At 61.4% G+C, this 19,098-nt stretch carries 14 protein-coding genes; 4 read left to right on the forward strand and 10 right to left on the reverse strand.

The window, feature by feature from the left end; genetic code table 11:
- The first annotated feature begins 73 nt into the window (after positions 1 to 73).
- Positions 74 to 1,756 (forward strand): PglL family O-oligosaccharyltransferase, encoded by a 1,683-nt coding sequence (locus AAIE04_RS06190; protein ID WP_498576678.1) that lies wholly within the window; start codon positions 74 to 76, stop codon positions 1,754 to 1,756.
- 15 nt (positions 1,757 to 1,771) lie between these two features.
- Here AAIE04_RS06190 and AAIE04_RS06195 read toward each other — a convergent pair whose 3' ends face one another.
- The 10 genes from AAIE04_RS06195 to csrD all read right to left on the reverse strand — a co-directional run bounded on the left by AAIE04_RS06195 (position 1,772) and on the right by csrD (position 16,001).
- The gene (locus tag AAIE04_RS06195; RefSeq protein WP_498576679.1) at positions 1,772 to 2,536 is read right to left on the reverse strand and encodes a CDP-diacylglycerol diphosphatase; all 765 of its coding nucleotides are present in this window, start codon (positions 2,534 to 2,536) and stop codon (positions 1,772 to 1,774) included.
- Positions 2,537 to 2,699: 163 nt separating this feature from the next.
- Complete coding sequence (tldD, locus tag AAIE04_RS06200) at positions 2,700 to 4,145, reverse strand: metalloprotease TldD (RefSeq protein WP_498576680.1); 1,446 nt, start codon at positions 4,143 to 4,145, stop codon at positions 2,700 to 2,702.
- A 7-nt stretch (positions 4,146 to 4,152) separates the two neighbouring features.
- Positions 4,153 to 5,013, reverse strand: a complete 861-nt coding sequence (gene nit1, locus AAIE04_RS06205; RefSeq protein WP_074054984.1) for a deaminated glutathione amidase — start codon at positions 5,011 to 5,013, stop codon at positions 4,153 to 4,155.
- Positions 5,010 to 8,813, reverse strand: coding sequence for an AsmA2 domain-containing protein YhdP (yhdP, locus tag AAIE04_RS06210; RefSeq protein WP_498576681.1), 3,804 nt, complete (start codon positions 8,811 to 8,813; stop codon positions 5,010 to 5,012). Before yhdP ends, nit1 begins: the two co-directional genes overlap by 4 nt.
- 88 nt (positions 8,814 to 8,901) lie before the next feature.
- Positions 8,902 to 10,371: a ribonuclease G gene (rng, locus tag AAIE04_RS06215; RefSeq protein WP_019453170.1), complete on the reverse strand. Its 1,470-nt coding sequence runs from the start codon at positions 10,369 to 10,371 to the stop codon at positions 8,902 to 8,904.
- Positions 10,372 to 10,409: 38 nt separating this feature from the next.
- Complete coding sequence (locus AAIE04_RS06220; protein WP_019453171.1) at positions 10,410 to 10,994, reverse strand: Maf family protein; 585 nt, start codon at positions 10,992 to 10,994, stop codon at positions 10,410 to 10,412.
- 10 nt (positions 10,995 to 11,004) lie between these two features.
- Positions 11,005 to 11,493: a rod shape-determining protein MreD gene (gene mreD, locus AAIE04_RS06225; RefSeq protein ID WP_004936918.1), complete on the reverse strand. Its 489-nt coding sequence runs from the start codon at positions 11,491 to 11,493 to the stop codon at positions 11,005 to 11,007.
- The gene (gene mreC, locus AAIE04_RS06230; RefSeq protein WP_025160128.1) at positions 11,490 to 12,515 is read right to left on the reverse strand and encodes a rod shape-determining protein MreC; all 1,026 of its coding nucleotides are present in this window, start codon (positions 12,513 to 12,515) and stop codon (positions 11,490 to 11,492) included. The genes mreD and mreC overlap by 4 nt, the downstream gene beginning before the upstream one ends.
- A 94-nt stretch (positions 12,516 to 12,609) precedes the next feature.
- The gene (mreB, locus tag AAIE04_RS06235; RefSeq protein ID WP_003855260.1) at positions 12,610 to 13,653 is read right to left on the reverse strand and encodes a rod shape-determining protein MreB; all 1,044 of its coding nucleotides are present in this window, start codon (positions 13,651 to 13,653) and stop codon (positions 12,610 to 12,612) included.
- A gap of 413 nt (positions 13,654 to 14,066) precedes the next feature.
- A complete protein-coding gene (gene csrD, locus AAIE04_RS06240; protein WP_498057287.1) occupies positions 14,067 to 16,001 on the reverse strand; it encodes an RNase E specificity factor CsrD in 1,935 nt (644 codons plus the stop codon).
- Positions 16,002 to 16,204: 203 nt separating this feature from the next.
- Here csrD and acuI point away from each other — a divergent pair, with 203 nt between their 5' ends.
- The 3 genes from acuI (at position 16,205) to msrQ (ending at position 18,940) form a co-directional block, all read left to right on the forward strand.
- Positions 16,205 to 17,182: an acrylyl-CoA reductase (NADPH) gene (gene acuI, locus AAIE04_RS06245; protein ID WP_498576682.1), complete on the forward strand. Its 978-nt coding sequence runs from the start codon at positions 16,205 to 16,207 to the stop codon at positions 17,180 to 17,182.
- Positions 17,183 to 17,338: 156 nt separating this feature from the next.
- Positions 17,339 to 18,340 carry a protein-methionine-sulfoxide reductase catalytic subunit MsrP gene (gene msrP, locus AAIE04_RS06250; RefSeq protein ID WP_498576683.1) on the forward strand — a complete coding sequence of 334 codons (1,002 nt, stop codon included), beginning with the start codon at positions 17,339 to 17,341 and terminating at the stop codon, positions 18,338 to 18,340.
- Complete coding sequence (gene msrQ / locus AAIE04_RS06255) at positions 18,341 to 18,940, forward strand: protein-methionine-sulfoxide reductase heme-binding subunit MsrQ (RefSeq protein ID WP_498576684.1); 600 nt, start codon at positions 18,341 to 18,343, stop codon at positions 18,938 to 18,940.
- Positions 18,941 to 19,098 lie beyond the last annotated feature (158 nt).

The raw sequence follows: 19,098 nt of genomic DNA on the forward strand, positions 1-19,098 counted from the left end.
ACACCGTAATAAAAGACAGGGAATAATAAAAACATGCATTCAATAGACGATATCGAGACATGGCGGGTTTACCATGACCGATAAATCCCCCGTTAACATACCGACTGCCGCCGTGCTGCCCCTGCTGCTGATCTGGATGGCGGTGATTTTGCCGGTTTATCACCCCAACATGGGCGGCGGTGGCCTGGCGCTGCCGCAAAATATTCTGGCCTGGAGCGCCATGGAGCTCACTACGCTGATAGTGGCCTTCACCGTTTGCCTTGGCCGTACCCGTCTTTCGCTTACCCCTACCGCCCGGCTGTTGCTGCTCGGCATCGCCGTGCTGGCGCTGCCGCTGCTGTATACCCGCCCCGAGTGGCGCGAAGATGCCCTGTGGCGCTGCGCCGGTTTGCTCGGCGGTTGGCTGTTCTATGTCGCCTGCCTGCAGCTGCGCCCAACTCCCCGGCAGCGCAGCCTGCTGCTGTACGGCCTGCTGTTCGCCGTCGGCGTTCAGGCATTGCTGGCGGCTCTGCAGCTGTTCGCCCCTGCGCTGGCCTGGGTAGCCCCTAACGGCAGCCGGGTCTACGGCGTCTTTCAGCAGCCGAACGTGCTGGGCAGCTTTATCGCCACCGGGCTGGCTTTGGCACTCTGGCTGCTGCTTGTCCCTCTCTCTGCGCCGGCACGGCGGCGACAACTTCCGCTGCTCGCGCTGCTGATCGTTTTCTCCGCCCTGCTGGTGCTGATTCAATCGCGCGCCGCCTGGCTGGGCGGGGCATTGGCGGCGGCGTTGCTGCTGTGGCGTTTTGCCCGCCAGCATCCGGCCACAAGCCGCTGGGCCGGCGGCGCGCTGCTGTTGGGCGTGGCGATCGGTACCACGGTGTTGTTTACCGGTTTCGGTCTGGAGACAAGTACCGTTTTGCATGACTACAAATTCTCCAACAGTGCGCGCCTGACCATGCTGCATGACGTCGGCGCCATGATCCTGGCCAAACCATTGCTGGGCTGGGGCTACGGCGGCTTTGAATACAGCTTCGCGCATTTCCGTCTGCAGGAAATGCCCTGGCGAGAAGTGTTGGAAGTCGCCGGGCATCCACACAATGAAATCCTGCTGTGGTGGGTTGAGGGCGGCCTGCCGGCGCTGGCGGGTATCGTTATCCTCCTCGCCGCCGGCGCGCTGCTGCTGAAACGCGCCTGGCAACGGGATCGCGAGCAGCCGGCCGGCGCGCGCGTCGGGCTGTTTCTGGTGCTGCTGCCAATGCTGGTGCACACTCAGCTGGAATACCCTTTCTATCTGTCTGCGCCGCACTGGCTGGCGTTTCTATTGCTGCTGGCGTTGCTGGACGGCCAAACCGGCGAACCCCGCCCGCTGCCGTTCGCCAAAGCCCTGAGCCTGCCGGTGGCGATGGCGGCGATCGGCGTGCTGGTGATGGCGGTCTTCGCCTGGCAAGGGCGCATGGCGCTCACCCAGTCGGAACGCACCATGCTGACCACCATCGACAGCATCGAGCAGATGCCGCCGCCGGCCGCCTGGATCTACCGGGAGCGCAAAACCTTCGACGAGCAATCTCATTCGCTGCTGGTCTATAACCAGACGCGTGATGACGCCCTGTTGACCGGCTATCGACAGTGGGCCGATGCCTATCTGCTGCGCCGTATCGACGCCAACGTCTACGCCACGCTGATCATGATCTTGCGTTACCAGGGCGCTCAGGCGGAAGCCGATGCTCGCCAGCGGGAAGCCGCCTTCCTGTTTTCGTGGGATGCGCGGTTCAGATAGGGAAGAACGCCGCGATCAACGTGGCAAAACCGCGCACTCTTTATCCAGCAACGATTCTACCGACGCGCGATTGCCAACGTCCCAGCCACGTTTCGAGGCCAGTAAGATAAACCCTTGCCGGCCGGCAAACGTGGTCGGGACGACGGCCACGCCATATTCCGCCAGCTGCGACGGCGACAAATGGAAATATTGCGCGACGTCCTTAATCGGGTAAATGCCCATCGCGGTCGGCTGCATCACGCGACGGGCATAGTAGGTGTGGCGCAACAGCTTATCCGGCAAAGGCCGCCATTGTGCCTGTATGTAGGGGCGCTCCGCCTGCAATTGACGCCGCACATCTTCGCGCAGGCAGGTCAGGTGAATATGCAATTGGTTCTGACTGCGGCCGTATGCGGAATTGATCGCCATGCCCAACATATCATCCGGCACCGGCCCGCCATACTCGGCGGCCAACCGGTAACGCATCAGCCACGCATAGCCAAAATAATCCGTCCGTTCCCCAGCCAGCAGCTGCGGGCTTTCAATGCCGGAGAGCGGCGCCGTCGGCACCAGGATAAAGTGATAAGGGTAACGCGGGTTTTGCAGCACGCTAAAGCCCTGCGCTTTACCCTGCGGCATATAAATCTGCTCGCACGGGGCCGGATTGCGTTTTTGCTGATAGTTGGCCATGCAGAGCTTATCGACCACGCCCCACAGCGCATCTGAACGGGCGCAGCCCGTCAGGGACAGAACGCCCAGCACCAGCAGCCAACGCCGGGCGGATAATGCCAAACGCCTCATCCTCGAAGTGTTCTGTTTTTTCGCCACGTCAATTTCATTCCATCAATGGGCGCAGGCACGCCTGCTGGGATGCGGCGTCCTGCCGCGCTTAACGTTATGAATGCGGGCAAGCCGCAACAGGGGGAATGACTAAGGGGCCACTGCATGGCCCCTTGAGGAAAGATTACGCCGTGCCGCCGACGGTGAGCGTATCCAGTTTCAGCGTCGGCTGGCCGACGCCCACCGGCACGCTCTGGCCTTCCTTGCCACACACGCCCACGCCTTTATCGAGCGCCAGATCGTTGCCGACCATCGAAATCTGCTGCATCGCCTCAATGCCGGAGCCGATCAGCGTCGCCCCCTTCACCGGCTTAGTGATGCGGCCTTTCTCGATCAGATAGGCTTCGGTGGTGGAAAACACGAACTTGCCGGAGGTGATATCCACCTGGCCACCGCCGAAGTTCGGCGCGTACAGGCCGTATTCGACGCTGGCGATGATCTCTTCCGGCGTCGATTGGCCCGCCAGCATGTAGGTGTTGGTCATGCGCGGCATCGGCAGATGCGCGTAGGACTCGCGGCGGCCGTTGCCGGTTGGGGCGACGCCCATCAGCCGCGCGTTGAGCTTGTCCTGCATGTAGCCTTTCAGCACGCCGTTTTCGATCAGCACGTTGTATTGGCCCGGCACGCCTTCGTCGTCGATCGCCAGCGAACCGCGGCGCCCTTGCAGGGTGCCGTCATCCACCACGGTGCACAATTCGGAAGCCACCAGCTCGCCCATATGGCCGCTGAACACCGAAGTACCGCGCCGGTTGAAGTCGCCTTCCAGGCCGTGGCCTACCGCCTCGTGCAGCAGCACGCCCGGCCAGCCGGCCCCCAACACCACCGGCATATTGCCGGCCGGTGCCGCCACCGCGCCGAGATTGACCAATGCCATGCGCACCGCTTCTTTGGCATAGGCATCGACGCGCACGTCGCCGTCGGCGATTTCCAGGAAGTAGTCGTAACCGAAACGTCCGCCGCCGCCGCTGGAGCCGCGCTCACGCTTGCCGTCCTGCTCCACCAGCACGCTGACGGAGAGACGCACCAGCGGGCGAACGTCCGCCGCCAGCGTGCCGTCGGTGGCGGCCACCAACACCTGCTCATAAACGCCGGTAATGCTGGCGTTCACTTCCTGCACCCGCGCATCGGCGGCGCGCGCCACTTTGTCGACACGGTGCAGCAGGGCGATTTTCTCTTCACGCGGCAGGCTTTGCAGCGGGTCGAGCAGCGGATACAGTGCCCGATAGCCGATCTCACCCAGGGTATGCGCCCGTCCGTCGCCCTGCTCGCGCACGATGCTGCGCGCCGCCTGGGCGCTCTGCTGCAGCGCATGCAGGGTGATCTGATCGGCATAAGCGAAGCCGGTCTTCTCGCCGCTGACGGCGCGCACGCCGACGCCCTGGTCGATGTTGTAAGAGCCATCCTTGATGATGCCGTCCTCAATCACCCAGGCTTCGTGATAGCTGGACTGGAAATAGAGATCGGCGTAGTCGATACGGCGTTCTGCCAGTTGACCCAGTACCTTGTACAGGTCTTGATGACTCAGCTTGTTGGTAGCGAGTAACTGCTCACTGACAAACGTCAGGCTCATAATGGTTTCACTCTTGATTGGAGGATAGCTTGTCAGACGGCGCCGTCAGCGACGTCTGGAATCGATTGTGCTGCAATACCGGCATCTGTTGCCGCAGCGTTTGCAGGCTTGCGGTGTCCACGCGCACCTTCAGCGCCGCCACGGCGTCCGCGTTCTCGGCCAGCACCTTACCCCAGCCGTCGACAGCCAGCGAGTGGCCCCAGGTGCGGCGGGTCGGCCCATGGCGCCCCACCTGCGCCGGCGCCAGGATCATGCACTGGTTCTCGATTGCCCGGGCGCGCAGCAGGATCTCCCAATGCGCCTCGCCGGTCACCCGGGTAAAGGCCGCCGGCACCGATATCAGTTCGGCGCCCTGCGCCCGCAGCGCCTGGAACAGCGCGGGGAAACGCAGATCGTAGCATATGGTCATGCCCAAACGCCCGACCGGCGTATCCACCACCGTCAGATGCTGCCCGTGCTGGTAGGTATCCGACTCGCGGTAGTGGCCGTGCGCATCGTTAATATCCACATCGAACATGTGCAGCTTGTCGTAGCGGGCGCGGATCTCGCCCTGATCGTCGAACAACAGGCTGCTGGTAGTGATAAGCTGCGGATCCTCACGGCTGATCAAAGGCATCGAGCCTACCAATAACCATACGCCATAGCGGCGCGCCAGTTCGCGTACCGCGTTCTGCAGCGGTCCGTCGCCCTGTTTTTCCGCCTGTTGGCGATAGGCCGCGGAGTTGGCGAACAGCAGCGCGTTCTCCGGCGTCATGACCAGTTTTACCCCGGCATTGAGCTGCTTGATCTGCTGTTCAATCTGGGCCAGGTTATCGCGCACCTGATCGCCACTGCACAACTGCAACAACGCAACGTTAGCATTCCTCATGACGCCTTATCCTCCTTTGCCTTACGAAGTACCTCATTGATCTTCGGCTGGTCGAGATCGCCGCCGATATGGTAGCGAATCAGCGAAATCTTGCTCCACAGCGGCCCCAACACCTGCGAGGCGGCAAATACCGCCGCGCCGACGATCGGGTTGACGACAAACGCGGTGGCCACGCCGACGGTCGCCGAAATCGCCGGTGCCACCACCGCCTCCATATCGATGCGGCGGCGCGCCAGATCGATCTGACCGCTCATGGCGATATCCGCCGCCAGGCCGTCGATCAATAGATTATCCGTATGCATTATGCCATCTTTCAGCCAGGCGGTGCTGCGGATGGAATCAAAGTAGAAGCCTTTGCCAAAGGTATCGCTGAAATCGAACTGCAGCTTGCGCAGCAGGGCGTCAAAGCTGACCAATCGCAACAGCTGACCGGCGCGGCCGCCGCCCATGCTGTCGATCTCGCCCTTGCCCATCTTGACCTGCAGCGCGCCGCTCAGCGTATCGACCCGTGGCTGCCACGGCGTGCCATGCCAGTACAGATCGAAATCCACGTCGTAAGGCGCCCCCTTGAGCGGAATGGTGATGCCGAAGAAGGCGGCGGTTTCGTCGATCTTGCCGCCGAGCAGCTTGCCTTTCAGCGAGCTGCGCTCTTCCTGCGCATTTTGTTTCCACAGGCCAGTGGCGGTCATGCGCCCTTTGCCGGTATCGATCAGGCCGTGATCCAGCGTCAGGGTATCGCCCCGATTGGTCAGATCCGCCTCGACCCTACCGAGGTTCTGTCCCAGCACCCAGCACGACTTGCAGCGCAGCATCAGCGAAGGCCAATCGCGGAAGGAAACTTTCTCGGTCGACGGCGGCGGCGTGCCCGCCGCGTTTTTCGTTTCGGCGAACTGCGGGTTGTAATACAGGTAATTGATATCGGCGCGCCACGGCCCGCGATCGGCCACCCGCAGGCTACCGTCCACTTCGTCGCTCTTGGCGCTCACGAGGGTAGCGCCAAGCTGTTTCTCGGCCGACAGCGTCAGCTTATGCCAGGCCTGGCCACCCAACAGCAGCTGCGGCGTGGTCAGCGCTACGGTGGTCGGGAAACTGAAACCGCCTACCTGACCGCTGCCGCCACCCTGTTTCAGCGCCGGCGCCAGCAGCGCCAGCCACTGCTCGCCGTCCAACGCCGGCAGGTTCAGCGTCATCGATTTGCCGGCCGGCAGCGGCGGCGTGCCGCCACCGTTGGTTTGCCAGGCGGCGCGCGCCAGATTCACCTGTTTCTTGTCGAAGCTCCATTCGCTGTTGAAGCGGTTCTGTTTGCCTGCGCTGCCCGTCAGCATGAAGCCGTTCAGACCGCCTTTAACCTTGACGTTCACCGGCAGCGCCTCACCCGGCGCCTTGTCCAGCGGCGAAGGTAAGTGACTGCTCACTTTCTTCAAATCCGCGTCAATGCCGATATCATAGCTGGCCGAGCCCTGATGCGGCAGCGTGATGGCCACCTGGCTCTGCCAGGGCGCGCTGCCGCTGAGCGCATCAGCGGCCTCTTTTGGCAGGCCGGGGAACTTGCCCGGCTGCCAGTCGCCCTTCAGGCCGACGTTGACCTTGTAGTCGCGATCGCCTTCCTGCGTGGTGAAGTTCACCGCCACCGGCTGCCCGAACCAGTTGGCCGACAGGGTGTCGCTCTGCAGATTGCCGTTATCGAAGCGGAATTTGCCGCTAAGCTTCTGCAGCTCGCTTTCCAGCGGCTTGATCAGCAACGAATTGTTGTTCAACGCCACTTCGCCGGTGGCTTTGACCTGCTCGCCGTCCAAGGGGATATCGAGATGTAAGCGCCCACTGACATCACCGCCGATCTGCAGCTGATCCAGCGCCGCCCCCAGCGAATCGTGCAACGGCGTCTGCATGAAGTAGTCATGCACGTCGCTGCCCGCCCCCGCCACTTCGGCGTCGATCAGCAGCCGCTCTTTCAGATAATCCGGGATCACCGCGCTAATATTTTTGCCCGCCACCTTACCCAGCCGGGTTTGCGGCGCACGCATCCACAACCCCTCGTTGGCAAAATCGAGATCGATCGCCAAATCGGTCAGCGCCGGCCAGCCCGGTTGGAACTGGAAGGTGGCGTGGCGCAGCGGCACGAAGACCTCGAATTGCCCTTCGTTTTTACGGTACGGGAAGTGCTGCGGATCGCCGGAATAAATCAGCGTGGCGTTATCCACCTGGCCCCCCTGAATGGCGCCGCTCAGGTAATCCACCAGATGCTTGCCCATCAGCGGTTCCGGGAAATAGCGCCAGGCGTCGGCGCCGTCATACAGGCGGATACCCGCCAGGATGTTCAGCCACGGATCGCCCTTGGCCGGCTGCTGGTAGCGAAAATCGCCGTTGACCCACAGCGACTTCGCCTTGACGTCCAGCCCCTGGCTCGCCAGCTCCCAACCCTGCTGGTTATAGCGCCAGGTCAGCGCGCCACGCGCACTGCTGACTTCAAGCGGCGCACGGAACATGTCGCCGTAAGGCAGGGTGCTGTCGGTGAGCCCCAGCGTCAGACGGCCGTTCTCCACCCCACCGCTCAACGCGCCGGAGAAGTGGTTGACGCCCGGCAGCAGTTCCCAACGTTGCCAGCTGACATCGCGCCACAGCGCCTGGAACCGGCTCTTTTCCGGCTGCTTGAGCGGGATGTCCAGCGCCAAGGCTTCCAGCTTCCCCTGCGGCTGCAGGTCGTTCCAGCGGTCGAGCACATCCGGGCTGAGGAACGAGAAGGTCGGCAGCAGCGCCGACAGGCGCTCCAGCTGAATATTGGTCGCGCGCACCCGCAGCTCTTCATTCTGCGCCGGCCCCATGAACTCGGTATTTTCCGGCAGCCACAGCGCGGAAAGCCTGCCCTGCGGCCAGGCCTGGCCGTCGGTGCTCAAACGCAGCTGCGGCACGTCGAGCTGCCAACCGGTGCCCTGGCGGCGCAGCGACAGCGCCAGATTGTCCACGTCCAGCCGGTGCTGAGCAGCGCCGGTATCCCAGTTGGCCGCCCCCTGCTTGAGCAACGCATGGCCGCCGGCGATCTCGCCGTTCTGCACCTGCAGCCAGGCCGCCAGACTGAAATCGGCGCTTTCCAGCCCGGTGTTGGCACGCAGCCAGCGGGTAAACCAGGGTTTCATGTCGATGTTGTCGGCCTGCAGGTAGACCGTACCGGTATCCAGCAGGCCTTGATTGTCACGCAGGTCCATGCGCAGCTGCACCACGCCATGTTGGCCATTCAACGTCGACAGGCTGATCTGCCCCTCGGCGCGGTGGCGATCGCGGCCGTTGAGCCAGGTCAACTGAGGAATGTCGAATTCGGCGCGCGCGCCGGCGGGCGTCAGGAATGAAATACGGCTGTCGCGCAGATCGAAATGGTCGAGCTGGCGCAGCATCAGATCGCTGATTTTGCCCGGCTCAAGGCCTTCGCCCTGCTGGTCGCCGCCCAGCGTGGCGTTCAGATCGAGCCGGAATTGGTAGAAGGTCAGATCGCGGAACTGCCAACGCCAGTGCAGCAGCGACTGCCACACGTCCAACGCCAGCGTTACGCGTTCGATATGCACATCGCTTTTGGGCAGCGTGGCGCTCAGGTTGCGCATTTCAAGCTGCGGGCCGAAGGTTTCCCAACTGCCCTGCACGAAATCCATTCGTACAGGCACGCCGGACAGCTTCTCCACCTGCGCCAACAGTTGGGGACGATAGTCGTTCAGCTTCGGCAGCATCAGGCGCAGCCCGCTGATCAGCAGCGCCACAATCACAATTAGGGTGGCGCCTGTTGCTAACAGAATCCCAGGCAGTCGCCTCACGCAGTTCTCCTTGCTCCGCTGCCTGGCAACGGGAATATCTATGCACTGACAGGCCCGGCGTGCCGGGCCCTTTCCGATGTCGGGCGGGCTACATCATGACGACGTCGAACTGCTCCTGGCTGTACAACGGTTCGATCTGCACCTTCACCTGTTTGCCGACGAAGATCTCCACTTCGGCCAGCGCATGCGACTCTTCGCTCTTCAGCGCTTCGCCGACCGCCGCGGAGGCGTACACCAGGAAGCGATCGGAATCGTAAGCGTGATGCACACGCACAATCTCGCGCAGGATCTCGTAGCACACGGTTTCCACCGTTTTCACGGTGCCGCGCCCATTACAAGTAGGACAATCGTGACAGAGCACATGTTCAATGCTTTCACGCGTTCGTTTACGCGTCATTTCAACTAAGCCTAGCTGAGAGAAGCCGTTGATCGTGGTTTTTACCCGATCTTTACTCAACGCCTGCTCCAGCGAGTGCAGCACCCGGCGGCGATGCTCTTCGTTGTTCATATCGATAAAGTCGATGATGATGATGCCGCCCAGATTGCGCAGCCGCAGCTGGCGGGCGATGGCCTGCGTCGCCTCGATGTTGGTATTGAAGATGGTTTCATCGAGGTTGCGATGGCCGACGAAGGCGCCGGTGTTGATGTCGACCGTGGTCATCGCCTCGGTCTGATCGATGATCAAATAGCCGCCGGACTTCAGCTCCACCTTGCGCTCCAGCGCGCGCTGGATCTCGTTTTCCACATCGTACAGATCGAAAATCGGCTGGCTGCCGGTGTACAGCTCCAGCTTGCGGGTGATGTCCGGGATGTACTCGCCGGTAAATTCCACCAGCAGATCGTGCGTCAACCGCGAATCGACGCGGATGCGATCCAGCGCCGCGCCGGCGAAGTCGCGCAAAATGCGCTGCGCCAGCGCCAGCTCGCCGTACAGTTTGTACTTGGTCTGGTTGCGCTTCTTGCGCTCCATCACCTTGGTCCACAGGCGCTTGAGGAACGCGGCGTCCTGCGCCAGCTCTTCCTCGCCGATGCCTTCCGCCGCGGTGCGGATGATAAAACCGCCCAGCTCGTCGCAGTGCGGCGCAACGATGGATTTCAAGCGTTCGCGCTCGGCTTCGCTTTCAATGCGCTGCGAAACGCCGACGTGCGCCGCGCCCGGCATGAAGACCAGATAGCGCGAAGGCAGCGTGATGTCGGTGGTCAGGCGCGCACCCTTGGTGCCGAGCGGATCTTTCACCACCTGCACCATCAGGTCTTGCCCCTGGCGCACCAGCTCGGCGATATCGCGCACGTGGAAGTTTTTCCGCTCGTCACCGGCGACGCATTCGGTATGCGGCATGATGTCGGAGGCGTGCAGGAAGGCGGCCTTATCGAGGCCGATGTCGACGAACGCCGCCTGCATCCCCGGCAAGACGCGGCTGACGCGCCCTTTATAGATATTGCCGACGATGCCGCGTTTGGATTCGCGTTCGATATGGATCTCTTGCAGAATGCCGCCGTCGATATAGGCGACCCGCGTTTCAGACGGTGTGATATTAACCAGTAGCTCAGCTGTCATGCCTTCTCCTCAGAGCCGGTCGATAATGGCAGCGCCCATCAACCGGTTCTTACATCACGTAATGCGACAAAATTACTGAGCAGCTCATGTGTTTCGACCAGCGGCAGACCGACCACCGCATGATAACTCCCGGTTATCGTTCTGACGAAACAACCACCCTTTCCTTGAATTCCGTAGGCGCCCGCTTTATCCATCGGTTCGCCCGTAGCAATATAGTCGCGGATATCCTGTTGCGACAGGCTGCGGAACGTCACGTCGGTCACCACCAATTGGCAACGCACGTCGTGGCGATCGGCGATCGCCACCGCCGTCATCACCTGATGCTGTTTGCCGGACAGGGCCGCCAGCATTTCCGCCGCATGGGCTTCGTCGCGCGGCTTCTCCAGCACCCGGCCGTTGAGCACCACGATAGTATCTGCACCCAGCACCGGCCGATCTTCCTGCGCCAGCGCCACGCCCGCTTTGGCCTTGTCCTGCGCCAGGCGGCGCACATAGGCTTCCGCGGCTTCGCCTTCCCGGCGCTGTTCTTCGGTATGCGTCAGCAGAATGTCGAACGGCACGCCCAGCAGGGTCAGCAGTTCACGTCGACGTGGGGAGCCGGAGGCCAGATAAAGCGAAGTCATTGATATACCCTTACTGTACGGCGAACTGACGGCGGATTTTGCGCATCAACAGGAATAACCACGGCCACAAAATGCCGTTTACCACACTACTCCAGAACACCTCTGGGCGGAAAGAGACGTTGATCACTAAAAACTCAGCCCAGAACACCACTACGTCCATCGACAGCGACAACAGCACGACGATCAGCGCCTGTTGCCACAGCGCCATATTGCGGAACAGTTGGAATTTGAACGCCACCAGGTAAGCGATGATACCCAGCGCCAGCGCGCGCACGCCCAGCGTGGAGCCGAGGATCAGATCCATGATCAGCCCCAGCACGAAGCCGGTGCCGACGTTGACCCGATGCGGCAAGGCCATCACCCAGTAGATCAGGATCAGCACCAGCCAGGACGGCCGGAACATGTAGATCTGCTCCGGCCACGGCATGATTTGCAGCACCAGCGCCACCAGGAACGACAGCCAGATTATCCAGCGCCCGTGGCTGCGGTAGCTGTTCATTGCACGACTCCCGCCGCTGCGGGCTGAACCTGAGGCTGAGCAGACGCCGGAGCGCCGGATTGCGGCGCCGCGCCGCCGGCCGGGGCTGGCAGCTGCGGCCCAACCGAACCGGCCGGCGGCAGCACCTGCGGCATCATCTGCATCAGGCGTTCATTGGCCACGCGGTGTACTTCGTCCGGCGGCAGCGGCATGTCGCCGTTGCGATCGGCGCCCCACAGCAGCAGCAGGTAGCGCAAACGCTGCAGACCGGCGGTTGGCCGCGCCTGAATCACGGTGTAAGCGCGCTGGTTGTCGACCTTGACCGAGGAGACCACCGCCACCGGATAACCTTCCGGGAAGCGGCCGCCGAGACCTGAGGTCACCAGCACGTCGCCAACGCGGATATCGGTGTTGTTCGGCAGGTGTTCCAGTTGCAGATCGTCGGCGCAGCCGCTGCCTGCGGCGATCACCCGAATATCGTTGCGCAGCACCTGAATCGGCAGCGCGTGGGAGGCATCGCAGATCAGCAGCACGCGGCTGGTGACCTTCGCCACCGCCACTACCTGGCCGACCACGCCCTTGTCGCTGATCACCGGCTGGCCTTCATAGACGCCGTTGTCCGACCCTTTGTCGATAACGACCTGGTCGCTGTAGGGATCGGAACCGGTGGAGATCACCTGGGTAACCATCTTGTGCTCGTCCTGGCGCAGCGGGGAACCCAGCAGTTCGCGCAAACGGGCGTTTTCCTGCTTGAATTGGCCAAGAAGAAGAATATCGCTGTTTTTCAGCAGCAGTTCCTGCCGCAGAGCTCGGTTTTCCAGCTCCAGCTGTTGGCGGGTAGCCAGCGTTTCTGACACGCTGTCCAGAACTTTACGCGGCCCGTTGGCCAGAAAATAGAAAGGGCTGACTGCGGTGTCCATGTAGTTGCGTATCTTCACGAACGTGCCGAGCCGGCTGTCGGCAACGATCAGGCCAATGGCCGCAATCACCGCCAAAAAAAGTCGCAGTTGCAGGGAAGGCCCCCTGCTAAAAATCGGCTTCATAAATTATGCGAGTTCCTCGACAACAGAAAGAGGAACCGTACCCGATTTTCGCTGTGCGCATTCATCCGATACGATTCCTCCTTCCAGGGGCTGACTATTCTTCGCTGAACAAATCGCCGCCGTGCATGTCGATCATTTCCAACGCCTTGCCGCCGCCGCGCGCCACGCAGGTCAACGGATCTTCCGCCACCACGACCGGGATGCCGGTTTCTTCCATCAGCAGGCGATCGAGGTTGCGCAGCAGCGCGCCGCCGCCGGTCAACACCATGCCGCGTTCGGAAATATCGGAGGCCAATTCTGGCGGGCACTGTTCCAGCGCCACCATCACCGCGCTGACGATGCCGGTCAGCGGCTCTTGCAGGGCTTCGAGGATTTCATTGGAGTTCAGGGTAAAGCCGCGCGGTACGCCTTCGGCCAGGTTACGGCCGCGGACTTCGATTTCGCGCACTTCGTCGCCCGGGTAGGCAGAACCGATTTCGTGCTTGATGCGCTCCGCGGTGGCTTCGCCGATCAGCGAGCCATAGTTGCGGCGCACATAATTGATGATGGCTTCATCGAAGCGGTCACCGCCGATGCGCACGGAAGAGGAGTACACCACGCCGTTCAGCGAGATCACCGCCACTTCTGTGGTACCGCCGCCGATATCCACCACCATGGAGCCGGTCGCTTCGGAGACCGGCAGACCCGCGCCGATCGCCGCCGCCATCGGCTCTTCAATCAGGAACACTTCACGCGCGCCGGCCCCTTGGGCGGACTCGCGGATGGCGCGGCGTTCAACCTGGGTCGCGCCGACCGGCACACAGACCAGCACACGCGGGCTTGGGCGCATAAAGCTGTTGCTGTGAACCTGTTTGATGAAGTGCTGCAGCATTTTTTCGGTCACGAAGAAGTCGGCGATCACGCCGTCTTTCATCGGGCGAATAGCCGCGATGTTGCCGGGGGTGCGGCCCAGCATCTGTTTGGCGTCATGACCGACGGCCGCTACGCTCTTTGGGGAGCCGGCACGATCCTGGCGAATGGCAACCACCGAAGGTTCATTCAGTACGATGCCTTGCCCTTTAACATAAATCAGGGTATTGGCGGTACCCAAGTCGATGGACAAGTCGTTGGAAAACATGCCACGAAATTTCTTAAACATAACGAAAGGATAATCCTGCAAGCTGGGGGCGGAAAATAAAATCCGCCTACTTTACCAACCACACGAAGCAGCGACAAGGCGCAAAAACGTTCTACTTCGGTGAAAAATAGTCTGTATTGTTTCTGCTCGAATGCACGGAAATTGGATGAGGCCTGAATTCCCTGAACAAAGGCTCAGTTTACCACCCTGTCAACGCACGAAACGGCGTAACACAGCTCATAAAATCTAACATATTCCCTGATTGCCGCCGGTGGTAAGCACCTACCAACGTCAGCCAGATAAAAGCTGACAAGAGCCTATCTCAAATAGGCGTCTTTGTCGCAGGCAGATTGGAGAAAACTCCAAAATGACAGGTGACATGGCCCAGATGGATCCGGCGCTCATTCTACGTCAATTTTTGTTCGGCAATCAGCTTAAACACGATAACGACGTGAATATTTTTTACGCCCCGGGTCGATCGGCTCCGGCGACGCGAAAAAGTCGCCCTGCCCGCCGCGGATCCCACGCTCTTTCAGCGTCTGCCACTCGTTGCGCGTACGCACGCTGGCGGCGAACACTTGAGCGTGCGTCCCCGCGCAGGCCCCGGTCAGGCTCTGCACGAACAGCTGATTTTCGTCCCGCTTATCGATACTCCGCACCAGCCCCGGATGGAGCTTGACGATCTCCACCTGCAGCGACTTGATATAGGACGTACTGACCACGGTTAAACCCGCTTTGGACACCGCGAGGCGGCAGCCCAGCCCTGACAACAGCCTCAGCACCGGACGAAGACGGTCGATATGTTGACACACATCTGCCTCCGCAAGTTCAATCAGAATTCGCCGACGCTGACTTTTTTCGCACTGCAGCAGCGTATCGCGCAGCCAGCGCTGGAAAGAGCGCTGCAAAATCGAATCCACGCACAGCGGGAACGCCAGCGTTTCCTCAGGCCATTGCGTCAACAAGGGGATGATACGACTCACCTGCTGGCGATCGTAGCTCTCCGCCAACCCCAACTGCTGAACCAGCGGCATATATTCCGCCGGCAGCAACTCCTGGGAGCCGTCATAGATCCGGCTCATGATCTCGCGATGGTGCACTTCGCCTTCCACGGTGACCGCCGGTTTCTGATACAGCCGCGGGCCGCCGCGCGCCAGCACCTGTTCCAGCAGCGTGCGCCACTTGACGCTGCCGCGCCCCATTTCCGGCACCTGGCTGTCGTACACATACCAACCGTTTTCGCCCTGCAGCGTGGCATGGCGCGTCGCCTGCTCCGCATAGTCGATCACCTGCTCCGTGGTTTGGCCGCTGCGGTACGCCACGATGCCGATGTGAAGGAAGGCCTCACGGTCGATCAGCGCCGTGGAAGGCAAGGCATCGATGGCGTTGACCAGCTGTGACGCGATGCCGTCGGCCTCCTTCAGGGTGCGATGCGGCAACAGCACGGTAAAATCGCTGTGGAAATAGCGCGCCAGCAACGCCGACGGGTAGCGCATCACGAAAGTCGACAGCAGATTGACCAGCGAATACATCAGCTCCTGCACCGCTACGCTGCCGTGCGTGTCGCGCAGGGTCTCGAAATCGGGCAGCCGCACCATCATCACAATGCCGTGCGAACCTTCGTCTTCCAACTGAGTGGTCAATTGATTATCGAAGAACAGGCGATTGTTAAGCCCGGTTTTGGCGTCCTGTGCGGCGAAGGCGCGGATCAGCGTATCGACCCGGCTGCGCTCTTCCCGCGCTTCCGCCAGATCGGCCAGCAGGCGGTCGAGCGCGCCGCTGACGTTGGCCGGCCACTCACGCACGTCGCCCTGCATGACGTTTTCGCGCTCGCCGTTCAGAATGCGCCGCGCGCGGCGTTCCAGGCGATCTTCACCGTCGGCCTGTTCACGCAGCCAGCGCAGGCTGAACAGCAAAACCACCACCATGACGACGATCGACAGCGTGACAGCGGCGGTGGACTGCAGCGTGCGCACATCGCTGGCGAAGGGATCGAGGTAAGTGATGTACAGCGTGCTGCCCGGGTGCTGCAACAGGGGGCGCGAGATCTGACGATAGCCGTTCAGCGCATCCCAGGGCTCTTTTTTCACCGTCGGCAATTTATAGTTGAGAAACTGGCTGGTACCGGCCTCTACGCGGATCGACACGATGCCGAGCGGGCGCATGACGATCGGCAACCATTTCTCCTGATCGCGCGGCGACTCGTGCAACATGGCCTGATCGAGAGAGGTGACCAGCGAATCAAAGCGACGCTCCTGGCGATCCTGGGTAACGTAAAAGAAGCTGTATGAGCATCCCATCAGCATCAAAAACATCGCCAGCGCGACCAACAGAGTGATCAATGCAGAGAGTTTGGTGGTAAATCGCATCCCTGTGCCTTGTCCGCTATGGTTAAGTGAGTGTTCACCCTTTAGTTAAAAGGGTTGTCCAACCCTAACAAGCCTTGCCGAGGAATAAAACCTGCAAGCGCCATTTTTGTCCTTTATCAGGGCCTGAGCCGCTTATTATGCATATAGTCAAAGAAATGTGATTCAGCCATTGATAGAAAAGTGTAAACAAGAGGAAGAGTGACATGCGTGCACTGCTATTGGAACAACAAGACGACCAAACTCTGGCTCATATCAAAGATATCGACAGCGGCCAATTGCCGGAGGGTGATGTTACCGTCGACATCAACTGGTCCAGCCTGAATTACAAGGATGCGCTGGCGATCACCGGCAAAGGCAAGATCGTGCGCAACTTCCCGATGGTGCCGGGCATCGACTTCGCCGGCACCGTGCGCCACAGCCGCGACGATCGTTTCAAAGAGGGCCAAAGCGTGGTGCTCACCGGCTGGGGCGTGGGCGAACACCACTGGGGCGGATTGGCCGAGCAGGCGCGCGTTTCCGGCGAGTGGCTGGTGCCGCTGCCGAACGGCCTCGATGAGCGCAAGGCGATGATCATCGGCACCGCCGGCTTTACCGCCATGCTGTGCGTAATGGCGCTGGAGGAAGGCGGCGTGCACCCGGACGACGGCGACATCCTGGTCACCGGCGCCAGCGGCGGCGTGGGCAGCACCGCCATCGCTCTGCTGGCGGCGCTGGGTTACCGGGTGACCGCCATCAGCGGCCGCGACAGCAATACCGACTACCTGAAGGCGCTCGGCGCCAAAGAGGTGATGTCCCGCGATGGCTATATCGACACGCCGCGTCCGTTGGAAAAACAGCTGTGGGCCGGCGCGGTGGACACCGTCGGCGACAAACTGCTGGCGCGGGTGCTGGCGCAGATGAACTATAACGGCACCGTCGCCGCCTGCGGCCTGGCGGGCGGCTATCAACTGCCGACCACCGTGATGCCGTTCATTCTGCGCAACGTGCGCCTGCAGGGCGTGGACTCGGTGCATACGCCGCTGCATCGCCGCCAAACCGCCTGGGAACGGCTGGCCGGCATTCTGCCGGACAGTTTCTATCAGCAGGCCACGCACGAAATCACCCTCGAACAGGCGCCGGCCACCGCCGCCGCGCTGCTGAACAACCAAATCACCGGCCGCACTCTGGTGAAAATCCGCTGACGGACTCCCCCCGGCGACGGGGGGCTCACCGGCGTCTGCGAAATTTCATATTTTCCCGTCTCCCCTCGCTTCCGGCCGGCTTTAGCGCCATGCTTATTTCATGGAGCCCCGTAAACCGCTCATGGGCGGCGGGCATCAGTCGCGGAGAACATCAGCATGAACAAACACCCCAAATTGACCGAGGCCGACGTCACGCCGGAGAGCGTGTTCCACCAGCGGCGCAAAGTGCTGCAGGCACTCGGCATCACCGCCGCTTCGCTGGCGCTGCCTACCGGCGCGCAGGCGGACCTGCTGTCGTGGTTTAAAGGCAACGATCGCCCCAAGGCGCCGCCGGGCAAAGCGCTGACATTCAGCAAGCCGGCCGCCTGGCAGGCCCAGTTGGCGATGACGCCGGAAGACAAGGTCACCGGCTACAACAACTTCTATGAATTCGGTCTCGACAAGGCCGATCCGGCCGCCAACGCCGGCGGGCTGAAGACCGAAGGCTGGAAAGTGCGCATCGACGGCGAAGTGGCGAAGCCGATAACGCTGGATATCGACGATCTGATGAAGCGTTTCCCGCTGGAGCAGCGCATTTACCGTATGCGCTGCGTCGAGGCCTGGTCGATGGTGGTGCCGTGGATCGGATTCGAACTGGGTAAGCTTATCAAGCTGGCCGAACCGAACAGCAACGCGCGCTACGTGGCCTTCCAGACGCTGTACGATCCGGAACAGATGCCCGGCCAGAAAGATCGCTTTATCGGCGGCGGCCTGAAATACCCCTACGTCGAAGGGCTGCGGCTGGACGAGGCGATGCATCCGCTGGCGCTGCTGACCGTTGGCGTGTACGGCAAAACCCTGCCGCCGCAAAACGGCGCGCCGCTGCGGCTGATTACGCCGTGGAAATACGGCTTCAAAGGCATTAAATCGATCGTACACATCCGTTTGGTGCGCGATCAGCCGCCGACCACCTGGAACCAATCCGCGCCGAACGAGTACGGTTTTTACGCCAACGTGAATCCGCACGTCGATCATCCGCGCTGGTCACAGGCTACCGAGCGCTTCATCGGCTCCGGCGGCATTCTCGATGTCAAACGTCAACCGACGCTGCTGTTTAACGGCTATGCCGATCAGGTGGCATCGCTGTATCGCGGCATGGATCTGCGGGAGAATTTCTAAGTGCGCCTGACGCCTGTTCATATCAAATGGCTGAAAGCCGCCCTGCATCTGGCGGCGTTTCTGCCCTTTCTCTGGCTGGTGGTGGCGGTGGACCAGGGCTGGTTCAGCGCCGATCCGTCCAAGGACATCCAGCATTTTACCGGCAGGATGACGCTGAAACTGCTGCTGGCCACGCTGATGATCGCCCCGCTGGCGCGCTACGCCCGTCAGCCGCTGCTGATCCGCTGCCGGCGTCTGGTGGGGCTGTGGTGCTTTGCCTGGGGCACGCTGCACCTGATAAGCTATTCCACGCTGGAGCTGGGGCTGAGCAATCTCGGCCTGCTGGGCAGCGAACTGGTGAACCGGCCCTATTTGACGCTCGGCATCCTCACCTGGCTGATCCTGCTGGCGCTGGCGGCCACGTCGACGCTGTGGGCGATGCGCAAACTGGGCGCCAAATGGCAAACGTTGCACAACTTCGTCTATCTGGCGGCGATCCTCGCTCCCATCCACTACCTGTGGTCGGTCAAAACCTTTTCACCCCAGCCGTTCATTTACGCGTTGCTGGCGGTGGCGCTGCTGGGATTGCGTTATAAGAAGTTCCGCGCCTGGTGGCGCTGAATCGCACGGCGGCGCGCGTTATCGCCGTAGAAAAACGCGCGCCGTCGGCGGGAACTTTTTCTGTGTTCCAGCGCTCATATTGCTGTCACGGATCCCCGAGTTCGTCGATTTGGGGTTGAATATCTTCGCTGATAAGACCAGTATTTAGCTGCGAATTG

It is taken from the genome of Serratia sp. Ae19-1 (assembly GCF_059801225.1).